18 protein-coding genes and 1 pseudogene are annotated in these 19,917 nt (G+C 60.4%); 6 read left to right on the top strand and 13 right to left on the bottom strand.

Annotated features, from left to right (window positions below):
• Positions 1–160 precede the first annotated feature (160 nt).
• The 5 genes from ELQ88_RS22575 to ELQ88_RS22555 form a co-directional block, all read right to left on the bottom strand.
• Positions 161–565, bottom strand: coding sequence for a DUF6632 domain-containing protein (locus ELQ88_RS22575; RefSeq protein ID WP_138967868.1), 405 nt, complete (start codon positions 563–565; stop codon positions 161–163).
• Positions 566–767: 202 nt separating this feature from the next.
• Positions 768–2,069 carry an MFS transporter gene (locus ELQ88_RS22570; protein WP_138967866.1) on the bottom strand — a complete coding sequence of 434 codons (1,302 nt, stop codon included), beginning with the start codon at positions 2,067–2,069 and terminating at the stop codon, positions 768–770.
• Between the two features lie 47 nt (positions 2,070–2,116).
• Positions 2,117–3,274 (bottom strand): tricarballylate utilization 4Fe-4S protein TcuB, encoded by a 1,158-nt coding sequence (gene tcuB / locus ELQ88_RS22565; protein WP_138967864.1) that lies wholly within the window; start codon positions 3,272–3,274, stop codon positions 2,117–2,119.
• On the bottom strand, positions 3,261–4,715 hold the full coding sequence (gene tcuA, locus ELQ88_RS22560; protein ID WP_138967862.1) for an FAD-dependent tricarballylate dehydrogenase TcuA: 1,455 nt from the start codon (positions 4,713–4,715) through the stop codon (positions 3,261–3,263). The genes tcuB and tcuA overlap by 14 nt, the downstream gene beginning before the upstream one ends.
• Positions 4,716–4,883: 168 nt before the next feature.
• The gene (locus ELQ88_RS22555; protein ID WP_121102046.1) at positions 4,884–5,819 is read right to left on the bottom strand and encodes a LysR substrate-binding domain-containing protein; all 936 of its coding nucleotides are present in this window, start codon (positions 5,817–5,819) and stop codon (positions 4,884–4,886) included.
• Positions 5,820–5,975: 156 nt separating this feature from the next.
• Between ELQ88_RS22555 and ELQ88_RS34780 the strand changes: the two are divergent.
• Positions 5,976–6,182, top strand: a pseudogene (locus ELQ88_RS34780) (NAD(P)-binding domain-containing protein); the annotation flags it as partial.
• On the opposite strand, the gene ELQ88_RS22545 reads toward ELQ88_RS34780, so the two are convergent.
• Together ELQ88_RS22545 and ELQ88_RS22540 are read right to left on the bottom strand one after the other, a co-directional pair.
• Positions 6,158–6,592, bottom strand: coding sequence for an MAPEG family protein (locus ELQ88_RS22545; protein WP_138967860.1), 435 nt, complete (start codon positions 6,590–6,592; stop codon positions 6,158–6,160). The pseudogene ELQ88_RS34780 and the gene ELQ88_RS22545 sit on opposite strands and share 25 nt — an antisense overlap.
• Before the next feature lie 81 nt (positions 6,593–6,673).
• A complete protein-coding gene (locus tag ELQ88_RS22540; protein WP_138967858.1) occupies positions 6,674–7,627 on the bottom strand; it encodes a diiron oxygenase in 954 nt (317 codons plus the stop codon).
• Between the two features lie 198 nt (positions 7,628–7,825).
• On the opposite strand from ELQ88_RS22540, the gene ELQ88_RS22535 reads away from it, so the two are divergent.
• A complete protein-coding gene (locus tag ELQ88_RS22535) occupies positions 7,826–8,782 on the top strand; it encodes an AraC family transcriptional regulator (RefSeq protein ID WP_138967856.1) in 957 nt (318 codons plus the stop codon).
• Positions 8,783–8,796: 14 nt separating this feature from the next.
• Here ELQ88_RS22535 and ELQ88_RS22530 read toward each other — a convergent pair whose 3' ends face one another.
• The gene (locus tag ELQ88_RS22530) at positions 8,797–9,720 is read right to left on the bottom strand and encodes a LysR family transcriptional regulator (protein ID WP_138967854.1); all 924 of its coding nucleotides are present in this window, start codon (positions 9,718–9,720) and stop codon (positions 8,797–8,799) included.
• Between the two features lie 238 nt (positions 9,721–9,958).
• On the opposite strand from ELQ88_RS22530, the gene ELQ88_RS22525 reads away from it, so the two are divergent.
• A complete protein-coding gene (locus ELQ88_RS22525; RefSeq protein WP_138967852.1) occupies positions 9,959–11,182 on the top strand; it encodes an MFS transporter in 1,224 nt (407 codons plus the stop codon).
• A 6-nt stretch (positions 11,183–11,188) separates the two neighbouring features.
• Here ELQ88_RS22525 and ELQ88_RS22520 read toward each other — a convergent pair whose 3' ends face one another.
• The gene (locus ELQ88_RS22520; RefSeq protein WP_138967850.1) at positions 11,189–11,839 is read right to left on the bottom strand and encodes a TetR/AcrR family transcriptional regulator; all 651 of its coding nucleotides are present in this window, start codon (positions 11,837–11,839) and stop codon (positions 11,189–11,191) included.
• Between the two features lie 129 nt (positions 11,840–11,968).
• On the opposite strand from ELQ88_RS22520, the gene ELQ88_RS22515 reads away from it, so the two are divergent.
• Positions 11,969–13,186, top strand: coding sequence for an MFS transporter (locus tag ELQ88_RS22515; RefSeq protein ID WP_138967848.1), 1,218 nt, complete (start codon positions 11,969–11,971; stop codon positions 13,184–13,186).
• A 154-nt stretch (positions 13,187–13,340) separates the two neighbouring features.
• Here the strand turns inward: ELQ88_RS22515 and ELQ88_RS22510 are convergent, their stop codons facing one another.
• Complete coding sequence (locus ELQ88_RS22510) at positions 13,341–14,252, bottom strand: LysR family transcriptional regulator (protein ID WP_128873084.1); 912 nt, start codon at positions 14,250–14,252, stop codon at positions 13,341–13,343.
• Between the two features lie 127 nt (positions 14,253–14,379).
• Between ELQ88_RS22510 and ELQ88_RS22505 the strand changes: the two genes are divergently transcribed.
• Entirely contained in the window at positions 14,380–15,462 is a 1,083-nt protein-coding gene (locus tag ELQ88_RS22505; RefSeq protein WP_128873086.1) for an AbrB family transcriptional regulator, read from the top strand.
• A 74-nt stretch (positions 15,463–15,536) separates the two neighbouring features.
• On the opposite strand, the gene ELQ88_RS22500 is transcribed toward ELQ88_RS22505, so the two are convergent.
• From ELQ88_RS22500 to ELQ88_RS22490, 3 genes are all read right to left on the bottom strand, one after another.
• Positions 15,537–17,075 carry a sensor domain-containing diguanylate cyclase gene (locus ELQ88_RS22500; RefSeq protein WP_138967846.1) on the bottom strand — a complete coding sequence of 513 codons (1,539 nt, stop codon included), beginning with the start codon at positions 17,073–17,075 and terminating at the stop codon, positions 15,537–15,539.
• Between the two features lie 369 nt (positions 17,076–17,444).
• Positions 17,445–18,509, bottom strand: a complete 1,065-nt coding sequence (locus ELQ88_RS22495) for an alpha/beta hydrolase (RefSeq protein WP_138967844.1) — start codon at positions 18,507–18,509, stop codon at positions 17,445–17,447.
• Between the two features lie 164 nt (positions 18,510–18,673).
• Positions 18,674–19,099: a hypothetical protein gene (locus ELQ88_RS22490; RefSeq protein WP_138967842.1), complete on the bottom strand. Its 426-nt coding sequence runs from the start codon at positions 19,097–19,099 to the stop codon at positions 18,674–18,676.
• A gap of 107 nt (positions 19,100–19,206) precedes the next feature.
• Here ELQ88_RS22490 and ELQ88_RS22485 point away from each other — a divergent pair, with 107 nt between their 5' ends.
• Positions 19,207–19,860: a TetR/AcrR family transcriptional regulator gene (locus ELQ88_RS22485; protein WP_138967840.1), complete on the top strand. Its 654-nt coding sequence runs from the start codon at positions 19,207–19,209 to the stop codon at positions 19,858–19,860.
• Positions 19,861–19,917: the final 57 nt, after the last annotated feature.

Genomic DNA, 19,917 nt, shown 5'->3' with positions numbered 1-19,917 from the left:
AGGCGTGACAGGCGGAAACGCCCCAGGCTGTGAAAAAACGCGGGCACAGTCTTGAAGACTGCGTTGCTAGGTAAAATTAGTCGGCATTGGTTGATCTGCAGACGCAAAAAATTGCGTAGAAACGCGATTTTCCTCCCGATCCTGCCAGTCAAACCTGCTCTCAGGCCCTATTGTGTGTCCGGGGCCGAGCGGCCAATTGCGAGCGGGGCGTCAAGATGGCCAAGGCAACCGCCACGATGAAGAGCGCCGGCACGTCACCTGCCAGGTGCCCCATTTGCCCCGGCTGGGTGACCGTCTGGACGGCCATGATTCCTCCGTGTACGGCGCTAGACCACACGGTGAACCAGATCAGGCTCAGATTGGCTAATGGATCACGTGCGGCCAGGATCAAGAACACGCCAAGTGTGGCGTAGATGCCAACGATCATCATCGGGTAGTCCGAGTGACCGACGTGCCAGGCCCAGCCGGACGGCCAGAACAACATAAGTGGATAGAGAGCAAGGCACGCGAGGCCAGCCAAAACCAGAACGACGCGCAAATACCTGAGGCGATCGACTACGGTCATGGCGGACTCCTCTTTGGGCCTGACGCTAAATTGACCCCCCAAGGGCCACCTATTGAGAAATTATTCGAAAAATCTGTCTATGCCCATTAATGGGGTCTTTAGGCCGATTACTGCCCTGACGAAAGGCTGTAATCGACCTCATGCCACTCTAATTCGGTTCCCGCCGTGGATCAACGCGTGGTCAGCGTCGGCGATCGAGGAACTAAACGGTTCTGACTGCCAAAGGTTTTTGCCGACGATACAGAATCGTCGTCGCCGTGAACCCGCACACCGCCGCGAACATCAGCCAGTAGGCAGGTGATGCCTTGTCGCCCGTGGCCTGGACAAGCAGCGTCGAGATTGCCGGGGTAAAACCGCCAAACACCGCGGTGGCCAAACTGAAGGCCAGTGAAAACCCGACTACCCGCACGTTCTGTGGCATGACTTCGGTCAGTGCCGCGACCATGGCGCCGTTGTAAATGCCAAAGAAGAATGAGAAGTACAGCAGAACAGTGAGCAGTCGTTCGAAACTCGCCGCCTCTGCCAGCCAGTGCATGGCGGGATAGGCGGTGAAGATGCACAGCAACGATATCGCCAGCAACAATGGCCGACGGCCAATGCGGTCGGAGAGGGCGCCGCCGATAGGCAGCCAGATAAAGTTGCTGATGCCGACCAGCAATGTGACCACCAGGCTGTCGGTGGTGCTCAGGTTCAGTACTGTCCTGCCAAATGTCGGTGTGTAGACCGTAATCAGGTAGAACGTGGTGGTGGTCATGGACGCCAGTAAGCCGCCCGCCAGTACGGTGCGCCAGTTGTCACGCATCGAGCGAAAAACTTCGCGAGTTGTTGGACGATGGCTGCGGGCAGTGAAGGCAGCGGTTTCTTCCAGTGAGCGGCGAATAATGAAAATGAACGGGATGATCACGCAGCCAATGAAGAACGGAATACGCCAGCCCCAATCGGCGATTTCAGCGGCTTGCATCGTGGCATTGATCGTGTAGCCCAACGCGGCCGCGACGACGATCGCCACCTGTTGGCTGGCCGATTGCCAACTGGTGTAGAAACCGGTGTGACCAGGGGTGGAAATTTCCGCCAGGTACACGGAAACACCGCCCATTTCCGCGCCGGCGGAGAAGCCCTGTAGCAGCCTGCCCAACAACACCAGAATCGGTGCCGCCACGCCGATGGCGGCATAGCCCGGCACCAGGGCGATCAATACGGTACCGGCGGCCATGATCGACAGCGTTACGATCAGTCCCTTGCGACGGCCCACCTTGTCGATGTACGCCCCCAGCACAATGGCGCCTAACGGACGCATCAGGAATCCGGAGCCGAATACCGCGAAGGTCATCATCAGCGAGGCAAACTCGCTGGTGGCGGGAAAGAAAGTCCGAGAGATGTAGGTCGCGTAGAACCCGAACAGAAAGAAGTCGAACTGCTCGAGAAAGTTACCGCTGGTGACCCGCAAAATGGCGCCTAATTTGGACCCCTTTGCTTGGGTTGTTGCCGTTGTCGTTTTCATCATGGCTACCGTTATGCTCACTATTGTTTTTGGAATGAGTGTTTTAACCGTCAGTCGCTGCCGGCGTTGATCGGGTTGGGTTGACGCTTCTCGATGGCGTGTTTGAGCAGCGCTGCGCTGCGGAATATTCCATGGGCGAATTTGCTGTAGGGCATGGTCAGGAAAAACGCCATGACCAGGCCGAGATGGATAGCCAACATCAAGCCCAAGGCGCTGGTTTCACGCAAAGCCAGTAGCGCCAGGCCGCTTGCGCTGACCAGAAACAGCAGCGCGATGAAGCCGCGATCCATGGGTTTTTGGTTCTCATCGCCGTGCGCAGGGTTGCGACGCAGGTTCAGCCAAAGGAGACCCGCCGGGCCGATCAGCAGGCCAATGCCACCGGCAATACCCAACATCACCGGCAAGCTGAAGATCGGATAAGGCGCCGACCACTTCAGCAGATAGTGAAAGAGCGTGGCGACACCGGTGGCGGCGAAGCACAACATGAAGCCGTAGAAGGTGAGGTGGTGGAATCGGCGTCGCCACAAGGTGAATTGATCGTCGGCGTTGTTGCAGCCTTCGCCATGGCCGCCGTCCAGGTATTTGAGCTTCGCGACGTTGGCCGTAGCCTCCAATGCAGCGGACGTTTTCAACGGCAGTGGCGCTGCGACCGGTGACACGTTGCGCCAGAAGCGCCGTACCCCCATGGTCAGGGCAAGTACCGCAAAGCCGAACACTGAGCCGAACATCAGCGCCAGGGTGTTATGCGGGAAAATCTTGTAGAAGTCGCCCCCGGGAATGGCCGTGAACAGGTTGCCCATGAGCATCAGGGTCAGGCATAAAAACAAAGCCAGTCCCCCACCGGAAGCCAGCGCCAGGGTCAGGCCGTTGCGCTGATACAACCTGCCCATCACTTGCGGCCAGGCGTATTCGGCGTAAGTATCCAGGCGCACTTTGGCCATGGCTTTGGGGATGTTGACGTCGAATTCGTGTGGGGCGGCGTACTGACAGGCGTGCAGGCACGCGCCGCAGTTATGGCACAAGTTCGCCAGGTAATGGATGTCGGCCTGAGTGAATTCCAAGCGCCGGGTCATCGCCGGAAATACCGCGCAGAAGCCTTCGCAATAACGGCAGGCATTGCAGATGGTCATCTGCCGCTGGACTTCACTTTCGTCAAGATTCAACACCGGGATCAACCCGCCCGACGCTTGGGGATCAAACAGTTGCATATCGAGACTCCGTGTTTGCAGATGAAACGCCAAAGCCCACCGAAGCGGCCGCCTGCACACCGGCAATGCGGCCAAACGCGGTACCGATGGCCATGCCGATGCCGGCGGTGTAGCCCTTGCCCAGAACATTGCCGGCCATCATTTCTCCCGCGACGAACAGGTTGGGGCTCGCTTTGCCGTTGAAATGCACGGCAGCGGTTTCGTCGGTGGCGAGGCCGAGGTAGGTGAACGTGACACCCGGTTTTAGCGGGTAGGCGTAGAAAGGTGGTTTCACCAATGGTCGCGCCCAATGGGTTTTGGCGGGCGACAGTCCTTGGGTGTGGCAGTCGTCCAACGCCGTGTGATCGAACGTGCCAACGCGGCAGGCGCTGTTGTAGTCCTCGACGGTCTTGACGAATTTTTCTTGAGGCAGCTTCAACTGGCGGGCAAGGTCTTGCAGAGTATTGGCGGTGGTGCCGGGAAAGACCGGCGGCATGAAGCGGCCGATGGCTTGTTGATCGATGATCGAATACGCCTGCTGACCGGGTTGTCCGGCCACCAGACGCCCCCAGATCGCATAACGTTTTGGCCAGAAATCCTCACCTTCGTCGTAGAAGCGTTCGCCGTCACGATTGACCACCACACCCAGCGATACGCAGTCGATTCGGGTGCAGATGCCGCCGTCGTAGAGTGGCGCGCGGGCATCAATCGCGACCATGTGTGCTTGCGTCGGATCGCCGATCACATCGGCGCCAAGGTCGAGCATGCGCCGTAGCAAAATGCCGGTGTTGAATCGGGTGCCCCGGATCAGGAAATTGTCCGATGGCCATTCACCGCGTTCATTCTGACCCCAGGCTTCGCGCAGCCATTCACGGTTGGATTCGAAGCCGCCGGCCGCCAACACGCAGGCCCGGGCTTCAATGCGTTCTGCGGCGAAACGCTGACCATCGACCTCATGTTCGCCCACATGGGCGGCGACGAATTTCCCCTCATCCAACTCGATGTCGGTCACTTGCGTGTTGTAGCGAACTTTTACACCCAGGCGCTCGGCGCTGCGGAAATACGCATTGACCAGCGCTTTGCCGCCGCCCATAAAAAAAGCATTGGTCCGCGCCACGTGCAGCGCGCCGGACAGCGGTGGCTGAAAATGCACGCCGTGCGAACGCATCCAATCGCGGCAAGAAGACGATGCCCGAATGGCAATGCGTGCAAGCTTTTCATCCGTGAGGCCACCGGTAACCTTCAACAGGTCTTGCCAGTATTCTTCTTCCGGATAGGCTTCGATCAGCACGTCCTGCGGTTCGTCGTGCATGCACCGCAGGTTACGGGTGTGTTGGGAGTTGCCACCGCGCCAGATTTTCGGAGAGGCTTCCAGCAGCATCACGCTGGCGCCCGCTTCTCGCGCCATCAAAGCGGCGCACAAGGCAGCGTTGCCACCCCCTATGATTAAGACATCGATCATTATCGCTCCTCGATTGGCAAGGAAGCGGGAACGAAGTGCTCCTTGCGAGTGGGGAGAACGATAGGGCGGGGAGGGAGTGGCCGAAAGGCTGCTTTTGACGCGGGGTGTTTAGTTTTTCTAAAGGCTTTGTCGTCAGGAGAGACTTATGTGTCCGGGGTTAAAGGCGGGTTACGCGTCTACCCCTTCTATCCACGTAGCTCCAGGCCACTGTTTGTCGACGACCAACTGTCGCGCCACATCGACGATGACCAACCGCGTTGCCAGCGCCGCCGGAGAGAGTTCATCATCAGCCAGCGTCGCCAGCAGATTACGCCGGCCCACATGGGGATCGGCAATCCTGATCAGTGAAAGTCCGGACCCGTCTTTCAATGCAGCGGCCGCCCCCGGTTGTATCGTTGCCGCATGACCGGCCCGAACGGCGTTCATCAAAACAGCGAGACCGTCGACTTCCATAATGACATTGGGTGTCAGCCCGACCCGCTCGAACGCGCTCATCAATGCCGAGCGCAATCCATGTTGCGCGCTGGGCATCACCAGCGGCAGGCCGCCGAGGTCGGCTAACTGCACGCTGTCACCAGAAGGCGCTTGAGGCAGGCTGGGCGAGGCAATGACAAACAGCTTTTCATCCAGCAGCGGAGTCACGCTCCAGCGTTTACCCCCTTCGAGCTGGAACAGTATGGCCAGGTCAATTTGCCGTGCGTTGAGCTGCGCCGCCAAGTGGCCGGAAAGCATTTCCACCAAATGCAGTTGTATGTCCGGATAACGCGCACGCATTGCGTTGATCAACGGCAACGCGAGCACCGTCGCGGTAGTCGGTGGTAAGCCGACACTGACATAACCGCTCATTCGCCCGCGATGGGCGGCCATGATTGCGTTTTCCGCCTGGCGTAGCGTCAATTGGGCATGGTGTAAAAACGCAAAACCGGCGCTCGTGGGCGTCACGCCGGTAGAGGTTCGATTCAGGAGGCGGGTGCACAGTTCGCTTTCCAGCTTGGAGATTTGCTGACTGAGGGCTGACACACCCACGTCCAGTTCAAGTGCCGCACGCCCCAGGCTGCCAAGCTCGATGATTTTTACGAAATAGCGCAGTTGTCTCAATTCCAATGTGGCTGCTCCCCGCGAATTTGTTATTCAAATACCTGAACGTTTGCCACGCATGTTACGACGCCCGAAGAGGCAGCATTGTCGCAGGTTTTGGTTGACCGTTGAGCGCGTGCGCTTTGTCGAGGACCGGTAGCAGTTGACCCAAAGCTCTCATCAAGACTGTTTCCCAAAAAACTGGCGGAGGCGGTCAAGGCGGACATCGTCTTTCTGGCTGTCCGTTTCGAGTCGCACGCGGATGTCGCGAAGGTGCTGCCGACCTGGAAGGGAAAGACCATCATCGATGTGACCAATGCCTACGGCGTCTCCCGATTTGCAGGACCAGACCAGGATTCATCCTGCTATCCAAGCATGCCTGCGCCGTAACCCGCGGCGATGACAATGAGCACGAGAAAACCCACCAACTGCACGCAAAAGAACGCAAACCGAACCGCCACGAACCCATCGGTTTGCACATGGCAGACGTGCACCAGCGACTGGCACACGCGAGCGGCCAGGACCATGATGGACAAATAGCTGACTGCCGGGACGTCGACACCAAGGGCTGATATCACCAGCACGATGGCGCCAAAGACAGGCAGGTTTTCCACACAGTTCGCGTGCGCTCGGGTTCCGCGCCGGTACCAGTCCTCGCCTTCGAGCTGATCGCTGCGGAAGGAGCCAATCGGCACACTCGAGAACAGGATTCTGACCCAGCGGTACACCCCGACGGTCGCCATCAACAGCAGCAACGTCCAGGTCGCAAATCCAAGCAGCATCCACATCGGTATCGTCATGGCCGCCATCCTCGATCAATCATGTTCAACACGTCATTGCACAAGTCGCGCGACCGACGCGGGGCCGGTCGCCGCTGTCGGTCATTGGTTCATGATGGGTTGCAGTGCGGTCTGAATCCTCGACATCTGCGCAGGGGTGGTCATGCCCGTCAGCAGCCGGCCAAAGTGTGGATGCTGCACGCCCGAGACAATGTATTGCCAGCGGTAGGCGCTCAGTACCGAGGCTTTGATCTGCGCCGTCTCATCGACGCTGAACGGGCGTGAGCCATTGCCAATGAAGTACTCGGCATCGGCTGCCGATTGTGCCTGCAGGATGGCGTCGACGGCCGCCACCAGCGCAATCAGATCGTTCACGGCCTGGTCGTGCTCGGCTGGCGAGAGTTTCCCGTGCTCGGCTTTCCACTCCAGTTCATCCAGCACGACGTGCCGGCTTTCATCCATCCAGTGAAATCTGAAAACATCCTTGAACAGTGGGCACAACTCCTCGCGCGGGGCGATGCTGTGCCTGTAGTGCGTTTGCACAAACAGTTCGATATGACAGGTCAGCGCCAGCACCGACCAGCTGCTGGCCGCCAGTACCGCGCGCGCCACGTCGTTTGGATCGGCCACTTGACGATATCCCGCAGGCAATTGCGCACCCATCATCGTCTCTATGCGCCGGAACATCTCCTGGTGCTTGATCTCGTCATTGGAAAAGCGCACCAGCGCTTCAAGTGCGAGTTGATCATCAAAGACATGGGCCCGACCTTGGTCGAGCATTTTGGCACTGATAAACCGCTCGACCAGGCCAAACATATAGGCATAGGTTCGGCCCTGAATCTGACTGAACAGGCGCGCCTCGTCCGCGGTGAGAAAGGTCAGGCCGTCGATCCGCGACAGGCCGTCGGGCAAGAATTTGCGCGAGAAATCGAAACGCCGGTCCTGCAGCAGATCGCGATCGATCTGCCATTCCGTTTTCTTCGACGATCGGACGATTTGCGCGTATCGGGCGGCGTTGCCCGAGTCTGAGCCGGGTACGGTAGCGATGCTGTTCATATCGATCTCCTGCTTCCCTGGTCGAGTTGGGAGGGGTCATTACGGTTAACGTCGAATCCACTGAGCGGGGGTGAAAACTCCGGTGAGAGCTTCGATCAGCGAGTCCGCGTTGGTGCTAATCTAGGCCTCGCAGGTCAGGCGAAGAATGCTCCATACGCTTGATTACATGCTCCAGACTCCGGAAGGGAGGGCTGGCCGGTGTTGGATGCGTTTTCTGATGTGTTGCGGGTGATTCGGCTGTCTGGAGGGGTATTCCTCGAGGCCGAATTCACTGCGCCCTGGTGCATCAACGGCAGACTGTCCGCGGATGATTGCAAGCCGTTCCTGACGGCCCCCCGGCATGTCATCGCGTCGCATTTTGTCACCGCGGGGCACATGCAATTACGCATCGACGGTGGTGCCAGCGTCGAGGTGCGGGCCGGCGAACTCATTCTGCTGCCGCGCAATGACGCTCACTCCTTTGGCAGCGACCTGAGCCTTGCGCCCATGCCGGGGCGCGACGTTATTCAACGCCCGGAAGTCGGCGGCATTTCACGAATCAAGTACGGCGGGGGCGGCGAGGCCACGCAGTTATTGTGCGGGTTCCTCGGCTCGGAAATACCCTTCAGCCCGTTACTGTCGTCGCTGCCAGCCTTATTGAAACTTGACGTGCGCGCGACGGCTTCGGGCGCCTGGATTGAAAGCTCATTCCGTTTCGCAATCAGTCAGATCGCGGCGGGGCGCGTCGGCTCCACAACGGTCATCGCCAAGCTCTCCGAATTGCTGTTCGTCGAAGCCGTCAGCCAATATGTCGCGAGCCTCCCGCCCGAGCGGCGCGGGTGGCTGGCGGGCTTGCGGGATCCGCACATCGGGCGCGCACTGGCGCTGCTCCATGCTCGTCCAACCGAGGGCTGGACGGCAGAAGCCCTGGCGCTTGAAGCGGGCATGTCACGCTCGGTGTTCGCGGAGCGATTCACCACCCTGGTCGGCCAGCCACCGATGCAATACCTGACCTTCTGGCGCATGCACGTGGCGGCTCAACAGCTGCGCGAAGGTCGCGGTAATGTGGCGCAAATCGGCTTTGCAGTGGGTTACGAATCCGAAGCGGCGTTCAGTCGGGCATTCAAGCGCCAGTTTGGTGTGTCACCGGGCAGTTGGCGCAGGCAATCAGTGTGAGAAAGTCCGCTGTCTCAAGCAGGCGGATCGATCTGATCGTAAAAAAAAGCCTCGCCTCGAAGCGCCTTCAGAACAAGCGAAAAGGCCGGAGCAGGCAAACGGCGGCTGGGGTAGTACAGGTGATAACCCGAGAACAACGGGCACCAGTCTTCCAGTACCCGTACCAGGCGGCCATCCTCAATGTGCGGGGCAAATTCTTCCTCCGGCAAATAGGCGATGCCCAAGCCGTTGACTGCCGCAGCCGGCACGTGTGCGCTGGTGTTCACAATGACCTGGCCACCGACACGCACCTTGACCTTGCGCCCGCGCTTTTCGAATTCCCATGCATCAAGTCCGCCAAGGGTTGGATAGCGTATGTCGATGCAACTGTGATCAAGCAGATCCTGCGGCTTCTTTGGCACAGGGTTGCGTGCGAAATAGGCGGGTGATGCCGCTGCAGCCATCCGTACGTCGGGCCCGATGGGAACGGCGATCATATCCTTATCGACGGTGTCGCCAAATCTGATGCCCGCATCGAAGCGGTCAGCAACGATGTCTCGGAAGCCGTAGTTGATATCAAACTCAACCTTGATATCGGGGTATTCAAGGAGCAAAGGCGTGAGTCGCGGCAGCAGGATTGTCTTCAGGACAAAATCGCCGCAGGTGATGCGTACCGTGCCGGCAGGCTTGTCACGAAGCTCGGTCAAAGCGTCCAGCTCGGCCTCGATCTCGTCGAAACGATGACCAATGGCGTGCATCAGGCGTTCACCCGCGCTGGTCGGCGAAACGCTGCGAGTGGTGCGCGTCAGCAGCCGAATCTTCAGCCGCTTTTCAAGCCCGGAAACAGTCTGGCTCAGCGCGGACTGCGTGACACCCAGGTGGGCTGCCGCCCGGGTAAAGCTGCCTTCCCTGGCGACTGTTACAAAGGCCAGAAGGTCGTTCAGATTATGTCGTGGCATCAAGGCGGCCTGGATAAATTGATTAGCTGTGCTTATAACTTCAAAAAGCTTTCATTAGATTATCAAGCATGACGTATTCCCGGAGAATAGCGCCAGCCTCAGCGGTAATCACATTCCATTTAATCCGGCTCGACAGCTCCGAGCTCCGGATCATTCATCACCCTACGTGCCCACATGCCGATTCCGATGCCTTGCGTGCTTCGCAGGCGTTGGCGCTTTACGTATTGGAGAAAGTCAGATGAGCAGCACCGCCTTACCTATTCAAGCAGCGAACCGACAGGTATGGGGAGCCGTCCTGGCGATGTCGCTGTGCGCCTTCGCCCTGGTGACTTCGGAGTTTCTGCCGGTGAGCTTGCTCACACCGCTTGCGACCGATCTCGCGCTGACGGAGGGGCAGGCCGGACAAGCGATTTCAATTTCCGGACTGTTCGCGGTCGTCACCAGTCTGTTCATCTCTTCAGTCATTCGCCGGCTCGACCGAAGGCCCGTTTTGCTGTTCCTGACGGCTTTGATGATTGCCTCTGGCACACTCGTCGCCTTTGCCCCGGACTACTCGACACTGATGGTCGGTCGGGCCATTTTGGGGATCGCTATTGGTGGCAGTTGGTCAATGTCGACCGCCGTCATGATGCGGATTGCCCCAGAGAGTTTTGTGCCTAAAGCGATCGCGTTGATCCAGGGCGGTACCGCTCTGGCCACGGCGGTCGCAGCACCCATTGGCAGCTACATGGGCGGGCTGATCGGCTGGCGGGGTGCGTTCTTCTGCGTGGTTCCGCTTGCCGCTGTGGCGCTCTGTTGGCAAGCATTTACCTTGCCGAAAATGCCTGCTCAAAATGAACCTGGATCTGCACTTGCAGTGTTTCGGCTGTTAGGTAACGCCAAGGTCTCGCTGGGCATGGCAGCCGTGGCATTTCTGTTTATGGGGCAGTTCGCGTTGTTCACCTATCTGCGTCCGTTTCTGGAGTCGGTGACCCGCGTTGATGTGCCTGGACTCTCCCTGCTTTTGCTGATCATCGGAATGGCCGGATTGCTGGGCACGATGGTAATCGGCTCGGTATTGACCAGAAGCCTTTATCGAGTGCTGATGATCATTCCGTTTTTGATGGCGGTGATTGCTGCGGCTTTACTCGTCTTCGGCAGTTCGATGTGGGCGACCGCCTTTTTGCTGGGGGTATGGGGCCTGATTGCTACGTGCGCGCCTGTGGGCTGGTTCACTTGGCTGTCACGCACGCTGCCACGAGATGCCGAAACCGGCGGCGGTCTGATGGTGGCGGTGATTCAGTTGGCAATCACCCTCGGCGCGACGGTGGGCGGGTTGCTCTATGACGGCGCCGGTTACCAGGCGACGTTCATCGCAAGTGGCGTATTTCTTCTGGTGGCTGCCGTGCTTGCACTGTTGGTCTCGCGGACGGGTTTGCCTCCGTTGCGGGCTTCGGGTGGCGTGCACGGCATTGGTGACTGAACACCGTCATTGCACCGCACTGTGCCTCGCCTCAGGTGACGGTCCGGTAGCGGCTGCAATGTCCCACGTCAGCAGGACCTGGGTGATGGCCGCATCGATGATCTCATGCGGCGTGTTATCCCGGGCGAGGATGGAAATCCCCTGCAGGAAACTGTCGAACACCGTAGCCATCGCGGGGGCGTGCACAGTGTCCGGTAACTCACCGCTACGGATACCTCGCTCGACACACGCCAGAATCCCCGCGCGAGTGCGGGCGCGGGACCGGGTCAGGGCGTCGGTCACCCGGGCATTCTCCGGGCTGGGCGCGCTCATCACGCCGAGGGCCACCATGCAGCCTTTGGGATGGCCGTCTTCACACTGCATGCGCGCCGATTGGCGCAGCGCGGTCTCGATCGCCTGGCGTGGCGGCAGGCGCTCGTCCCACAGGCATTCGGTGACCCGGGCGAAAGTCGCCAGGTAACGCTGCACGCACTCATCGAACAACGCTTCCTTGGAGCCGAACGCGGCGTAAAAACTCGGCGCGGAAATCCCGCCCCCCAAGCCGGCTTTCAACTGGGCGAGGGAGGTGGCGTCGTAGCCGTGTTGCCAGAACAGGTGCAAGGCCTGTTCCACGGCTTGGTCGCGGTCGAAGGTGCGGGGACGGCCCATTTGCGCCATGGCAGGATTCCTCTGGAGGACGAGATAAATACTAATCGATACATAAGTCGTTGACAATGAGTGACAACGGCCCGCAACATCTATACCGATCAGTATTTAAGTCTGAAATCCTCATTCAAGGAGTCTCCCGTGACACCCTCAATCACCTTGTCGGCAGCGTCCGATCGCTTGCCCATCGGCGCCTTGCTCGCCCTGGCCATGACCGGCTTCATCTGCATCGTCACCGAAACCCTGCCCGCCGGCCTGTTGCCGCTGATCAGCGAAGGCCTGGCGATTTCCCCTTCCATGGCCGGCCAGATGGTCACCGCCTACGCCCTGGGTTCGGTGCTGGCGGTCATCCCCATGACCATCGCCACCCGCGGCTGGCGTCGTCGTAACGTGCTGCTGCTGACCATCGTCGGCTTCTTGCTGTTCAACTCCATCACCGCGCTGTCGTCCCACTACGGCGTGATCCTGGTCGCGCGTTTTTTCGCCGGCGTCGCGGCGGGGCTGGCCTGGAGCCTGCTGGCCGGCTACGCCCGCCGCATGGTCGCGCCGCATCAACAGGGCAAAGCACTGGCGCTGGCCATGGTCGGCACGCCGATTGCCCTGTCCCTGGGCGTGCCCCTGGGTACCTGGCTGGGTGACCTGGTGGGTTGGCGCACTGCCTTCGGCCTGATGTCGGCCCTGACTCTGGTGCTGATCGCCTGGGTGCTGGTGAAAGTCCCCGACTACCCACCCCAGGCCGCGCACCGACGCCTGTCGCTGCGCACAGTGCTGACCACGCCGGGCGTGCGACCGGTGCTGGCGGTGGTGATCAGCTGGATGCTGGCACACAACATTCTCTACACCTACATCGCACCGTTCGTGGCGTCGGCGGGGTTGGGGGATCGGGTGGATCTGGTGTTGCTGGTGTTTGGTATTGCCGCGTTGATGGGCATTTGGCTGACCGCCAAATTGGTTGAGCCGTTGTTGCGCAAGACTGTGCTGGTGAGCCTGGCGGCGTTTGCGGCAGTTTCTGTGGTGTTTGGCTTTTTGGGTAGCGTGCCTGAGGTGATCTGCATCGGTGTGGCGGTTTGGGGGTTGAGCTTCGGCGGGGCGGCGACGTTGTTGCAAACGGCGCTGGCGGATGCGGCGGGGGATGGGGCGGATGTAGCGATGTCGTTGAATGTGGTGGCCTGGAACAGTGCGATTGCCGGGAGTGGCGTGGTGGGTGGGGTATTGCTGGACAACTGGGGCGTCGCCTCTTTTCCGTGGGCAATGGTGGTACTGGCGGGGGTGGGTTTTGCGATTGCCTGGGGGGCTCGGGCTCACGGCTTCAAGTCAGGCCCGCGTGCGGCTGGCAGGCCTGCGGTTGCGGGGCACTGAATCAACCAGCCGCGCACGCAGCGTCGTTCAGGCAACGGCAGATTGACCGCTCACCCGGCCGTGCCGTTTCTGCCCAGCGCTATCCGCAGGACTTCAATGCAGTGGAGGCGCCGGCTTCTGCCATACAGGTTTGAGGTCAGGCGGTGGGTCAGCGCTATACCGCCTGCACGCCCGTAAAAAACGGCGCCCCTTCGTTCTTTAAAATAGCCAGCAGCAATTGCGCGCTCGGCGACAGATAGGCGCCCATGCGAACGAACACGACGATGGTGCGGTTCATCGTGGTTTCCTTGAGCGCCACTTCTCGAAGGTGCGTCACGCCTTTGACGTCTTCAAGGGTCTCCCGGGCCAGGAAGCACAGCAGGTGGGTTTCGCCGATCAGGCGCGGCAACAGGGAAATCGAGGTGGTCTCGATCTGCACCCGGGGCAGGGGCAGGTCTCGCTCCTGAAAGGCATTGTCGATCCAGCGCCGTGCGGCCACGGTGGTTGCTGGCAGCACCCAGCGGTACTGGCACAAGTCGCGCATCTGATAGCTGGCATTGAATAGCGGATGATGCCGGCTGGCGACCACCACTGCTTCATCATCGAACAAGGCATGGGAATCGAGCAGCGGGTCCGCTTCGTACTGCGGGCAGATCACCATGTCCAATCGGCCGGATACCAGCCCTTCGCGCAAGAAATCGTCCTGACCGATGACCAGGTTCAAGGTGACTTCCGGTGCGCGGGAAAGCAACGCCCCGGTCAGGTGCGGTAGCAGGATGTCGGCCATGGATGCGGCGCAGCCCAGGCGGATGTTGCCCATGACCCCACTGGCAAAATCGCGCACTTCGCGCCGGGTTTCAGCGATGCTCTGCTGCAACTGCGTGCCGCGCACTTTCAGCAGCTCGCCCACCGGCGTGAGTTTGATCCGTCGGCCATCGCGTTCGAACAGTCGGGCGCCCAATGACTCTTCAAGTCGTTGAATGCTCTTGGTCAGCGCCGGCTGGCTCCGGTTGAGTTTTTCTGCTGCCTTGCCCAGGTGGCCCAGCGCGGCAATGGTTTCAAAATAGAAGAGGTCGCGCAGTTCCATACCTATAACCCACAGTTATCAATTCATCACTATTAGAAAATAGACTTGATCGAACCCGCTATCAATAATTGCCCCTGTCGATAGCACGCCACCGCTTCCGGGGGCGTTCCACGTTTGGAGCGTGATTTTGTCTTTTCTTCCACGGCGACTTCTCCATACCCCTCCCGTCCAATGGATTGCGTTAGTGCTGCTGGCGGGGGCAGGCGGTCAGTTGTTGAAGTTTCTGCAGGTGCCCGCCGGGGAGTTTTTAGGGCCGATGCTCGTGGCTATCGGGTTTGGGGTGTGCGGTGCAAGCATTCGTGTGCACCGCCATGCGTTCAAACTGGGTCAGGGCGCCGTGGGTATTCTCGCCGCGCATTCCATGACCCTGGCGGTGCTCACTTCACTCGCCCAGTCCTGGCCGATGATGCTTTTTGCAACGATGCTGACCGTGTGCCTCAGTGCGCTGGTCGGCCTTGCCATGGTGCGCTTGGGCGGTATCCCCGCCAGTACTGCGGCCTGGGGGGTGGCGCCGGGTGCTGCTTCGGTGATGGTCTCGATGTCTGAAGACTTCGGCGCCGACTCACGGGTGGTCGCCACCATGCAGTACGTGCGGGTGGTGTGCGTGGTGCTGATCGGAGCGCTGGTCAGCCATTGGCTGGGGGCACCGACCGGACGCAGCGAATTGCATGCGGCCAGCGCCGCGTTGCCACACTTCAACCTGTTGGACGTCGGGCTCACCCTGGCCACGTTGCTGGCGGGCGTCGCATTGGGTAATGCCCTTCCGGCCGGCGCACTGCTCATGCCTCTGCTGCTGGGGGCCGTCTTGCAAATGAGCGGCTTGTTGCAAATAACCCTGCCTGGCTGGCTGCTTGCCACGGCCTACGGGGCGATTGGTTGCTACGTGGGCCTGGGCTTTGATCGCCTGACGATCTTTTACGTTTGGCGGCGGATGCCGGCGATGATCCTGGGCGCGGTGGTGATGATTGCAGTCTGTGCGTTGTCCGCCTTTTTGCTGGCAGCGCTGCTCGATAAGGATTTTCTCTCGGTTTACCTGGCCACCAGCCCGGGCGGGCTGGATTCCATGGCGATCATTGCGGTGGACACCCATTCCGATGTCGGGCTGGTGCTGGCAATGCAGACTTTGCGGTTGTTCGTGGTGCTGCTGACGGGCGCATATTTTGCGCGCTTGATCATTCGGTTGGCGAGTCGTTGGGAAGTGGTCCGGTAGGGCAGGTGGAAGGCGCTTTTCTGGAGGGCGCGGTGAGGTACATTGTGTGCGTGACGTAGCGTGTCAACCGACCACTACATCACGCAATTTCGCCCACTGTGCTTCGCTAGATACAGTTGCGCGTCAGCCGACTTCAGCAAGCTGCCCGGCGTCACGTTTTCGATGTTGGGCTGGCGGGTGGTAATGCCTGCGCTGGCCGTGACCGTCCCCAAGGGGTGCTCGGAGTGCTCGATGTTCAGTGAGCGAATGGCCTGCAGGATATCCTGGGCAACCTTCAGTGCGCCCGCGCTGTCCGTGTCGGGAAGCAGCACGGTAAATTCTTCGCCACCGTACCGGGCGGCCAGATCCCCGGGTCGTTTGACCACTTGCTGGATCGCGCCGCCGACCGCGCTCAGGCAGTCATCGCCGGCGGCATGGCCGTACCTGTCGTTGTAGCGCTTGAAGTAGTCGACATCGAGCATGATCAACGACAGCGGCGAGCCATGACGCTGTGCCCAGCGAATCTGATCCTGCAGTGCAGTGTCCAGGCGTCGACGATTGCCCAGCCCGGTCAGGCTGTCCGTCAATGCCATGTCTCGCATGGCCTGGTGCGCATGACGCAGCTCCCTTTCCATGACCATTCTCTGGCGCAGCTGACTCAGGACGATCAGGCCGAACACCGCCAGTACCGCGGTCAGGAACACCAGCACCCATCCGGTTTTCAGTAGATCCCTGCGCCAGGGTGCGGTGATGGATTCACGAGAGAGGCCGGCTTCCACGACCAGAGGATAGGTGCTCAATGCCCGGTAAGCGTACAGGCGCTCGGTATCGTCGGTGATCGCTCTGACTTCCGCGACGCCCTCGTGGGCATTGGGCAAATAGCGTCGGAAAATCTCGCTGTCCGCCAGGCTTTTGCCGACGACGGATGCGATGAAGGGACGCCGCACCAGGATGGTTCCGCTGCGCATGGCCAGGACCAGGGCGCCTTTATCATCAATTTTGAAATCGCCGTAGTAGTCCACGAAGTAACTGACCTTGATCGTCCCCAGCAGCACGCCGGCGAAGGAGCCATCCGGATGGTTCAAGCGGCGAGAGATGGGAATGATCAGATCGTCGGTGGACCGGCTTCTGACGACCTCGCCGATGCGCACGTTGCGATCGGCGTGAGTGCGGTGGTACTGGAAGTAATCGCGGTCGGCGTTGTTCACGGTGTCTGGGGTCACGGCCTTGTCCGTGACGATCCACCGCCCGTCAGCGCCGTAAATAAACAGCCCGTGCAGTTGCGGCATGATTTTCGATTGCTGGACAAGAAGCTTGTGGATGCGAGGGACGTTGATGTTCTGCAAGCCATCGCCTTCCACCCGTTCACCAAGCGCGGCGGTCAGCACATCGACTTGCCGGATGGCGTCTTCGGCATGCTGGGCGGTTGCACGCGCCAGGTTGGTCACGGAGTCGCGGGCAGAGGCAAAGGCGGCACGATAGTCGCGCCAGGTCCGCCAACCTTCAATGGCGAGGAAGGCCAGGATAACCACGAGCATAAAGCTCACGATGAGCTGGAAGGTCGCTCCCGCTTTCGCAGAGGAGGTTTCAGTGGGGCCGTCTGACTTTGACTCTGGTGGTTTGCGTCCGAGCATCTACATGTCCTTCTACGACTGATGTGCACTAACCCTGTGCGGTGTCCAGCTTGATCCCAGGTAGCGCGTTCCACGAGGTGCGGATACCTTGGGCGCCATTCTGGCTGATATCAATGCGGTAGGGGTAGGACATGAATGCCTGTGGTTAGTGCCTCAAGGAGCGGCACCCCATTGAGGTCAATTCATATTGGCGTCGGACACGGTCAATGCAGGAGCTGCCGCAGGCTGCGATCTTTTGATCCTGGTCTGCTTGGGATCGCAGGGGAGCAAGATCAAAAGATCGCAGCCGAGCTTCGCTCGACAGCTCCTACAGGGGGCGAGGTGTATCGGCGATGTGATGTTCAGGGAAATCCGGCCGTCAACCCGGCCTCAAAGGTGATCCGCATCGATCACCGCCTTGGCGAACGCCTGCGGGTCTTCCTGGGGCAGGTTGTGGCCGATGCCGCCGCTGATCAGCCGGAACTCGTATTTGCCGGTGAAGCGCTTGGCGTAATCCTCGGGGGCAGGGTGCGGGGCGCCGTTGGCATCGCCCTCCAGGGTGATGGTCGGCACATTGATGGACGGCGCCGTGGCCAGTTTCTGCTCGAGCGCCTCGTAGCGGCTTTCGCCCTGGACCAGGCCCAGGCGCCAGCGGTAGTTGAAGACGGTGATGTCGACATGGTCGGGGTTGTCCAGCGCCTTGGCGCTGCGCTCGAAAGTGGTGTCATCGAAGGCCCATTGCGGCGACGCCAACTGCCAGATTAGCTTGGCGAAGTCGTGGGTGTTTTTCTCGTACCCGGCGCGGCCGCGGTCGGTGGCGAAGTAGAACTGATACCACCACTGCAACTCAGCCTTGGGCGGCAGCGGGTTCTTGCCGGCCGCCTGGTTACCGATCAGATAGCCGCTGACCGAGACCAGCGCCTTGACCCGCTCCGGCCACAACGCCGAGACGATGTCGGCCGAACGCGCGCCCCAATCATAGCCACCGAGCACGGCTTGTTTGATCTTCAGTGCATCCATGAAGTCGATGACGTCACTGGCCAGCGCAGCGGGTTGGCCGTTGCGCAGGGTTTTCTCCGAGAGAAATTGCGTGTCGCCATAGCCCCGCGCATAGGGCATCAACACCCGATAGCCCTTGGCTGCCAGCAAGGGGGCGACCTCGTCATAGCTGTGAATGTCATAAGGCCAGCCGTGCAGAAGTATCACCACCGGCCCGTCGGCCGGGCCTGTTTCGGCGTACGCCACGTTCAGCAGCCCGGCATTGACATGCTTCAACGGGCCGAACGGAGAGGGGGATGCATGGGTGGCACCGGCGTTGGTCGCGGCGGGCTGCGCGGCGGTGGTGGTTTGCGCCTGCGCCGCACCGAGAACGCCGAACAGGGTGAACGCGAGGAGCGACGAGCCGAGCAGACGGCGGCGGGTTTTGCCGGTTGTATCCTGCAGTGCCATTTTCATGCTGATGTCTCCGTTACAAGCCGTTGGCCAGGGTGTCTGTGTGATCCCTTTGAAACCTGGGTTGCATTTGACCGCGGCGACGTATCCGGCCTGTGTCGAATCACGGGCCGGGTGCAAACCTGTGTATCCAGCTGCCAGTCAGACACACTGTGATACACAGCGGGTCATGACAGCCGTGATTCACCAGTCGCGCCGCTCAAGCCCTTGGCCGTGACCCCGATGCGCGAGAACACCAGCCACACAAACAGCAGCACGCTGCAGCCAATGAGGATCGAGGCGACGCCAATCAATGGCTCGACGGACGGCAAGCCCTTGAGGCGCAGTGTCAGGGCGCCGAGCATCACCGGGACGCCAACGTTGTAGGTCCAGAACTGTGCGGCAGCCGTGCGCCCTTCGGTGATTGACGGGTGCAGTGTGGCGATCAGGCCGAACAGTGCCATCGACACCCATCCCAACAGATTGATATGGGCATGGACCGCGAAGAGCGAGTGGTCGCCGGACGCGCCCATCGCCACACCCAGCATCACGCCAAGCGCAAAGTAGAGGGCCGCGAGCCGAAACCAGGTTCGTGAACGGGGAGTGTGATTCATGGCATTCACCTCATGCGTGCTCATAATGGGCGGCCTCTTGTTGCGGGTCGCCGTTGTGTCTATTATGAGACTCATGTCTCATTACAAGACGGAGTATCATTTATTCCATGGCGACCCCGAAGTCAAGCCCGCCTGTCCGGGACGGCGATGCGCAGGTTCGCGCCAACCAGAAGCTGCGAACCCGGCAGGCACTGATCGATGCCGCCGTGGCCATGCGCGACGAGGGCCATAACCCTACCGTGGCGCAAGTGGCCGAGCGCGCGAAGGTGTCGCGCGCCACGGCGTATCGCTACTTTCCCTCGATGGAGGCGTTGATCAGCGAGACGGCGGCCGATCGTGAGATGCAGCCGCTGGAGAACCTCTGGCGGCCGGGAGAGGATCCGGTAAAGGGCATCGGTCTGGCGGCGAATGCGTTGAATACGTTGCTGCTCGACGACGAGATCGGCCTGCACGTGATGGAGCGTTCGTTCATGACGGTGTGGCTCGAAAGCGAGTCCCACGAGCCCCTGCGACCGGGTCGACGGATGAGCTATATCGAGCCGATCGTCGACTCGCTCAAAGACGTGCTGTCGCCCCGGGCGCGCAAACGCCTGAAGCAGGCGCTGTCGATCGTGATGGGTACCGAGGCGTTGATCGCCGTGCGTGACATCAGTGGCGCGAGCATCGAAGAATCCCTCGACACCGCCGCCTGGGCGGCTCGGGCGCTGGTGCGTCAGGCGTTGGCGGAAGATGCACAGGCGCGGCGCAAGCGCGGCGCTTAGGCCTCGCTCAAACGCCGCTGGCCGGGACGCCCGGCAATCCTTCAGCCACCCGGACCG

The organism is Pseudomonas sp. MPC6, assembly GCF_006094435.1.
Classification (GTDB): Bacteria; Pseudomonadota; Gammaproteobacteria; order Pseudomonadales; family Pseudomonadaceae; genus Aquipseudomonas.
This window is presented reverse-complemented; position numbering and strand designations above follow the sequence as displayed.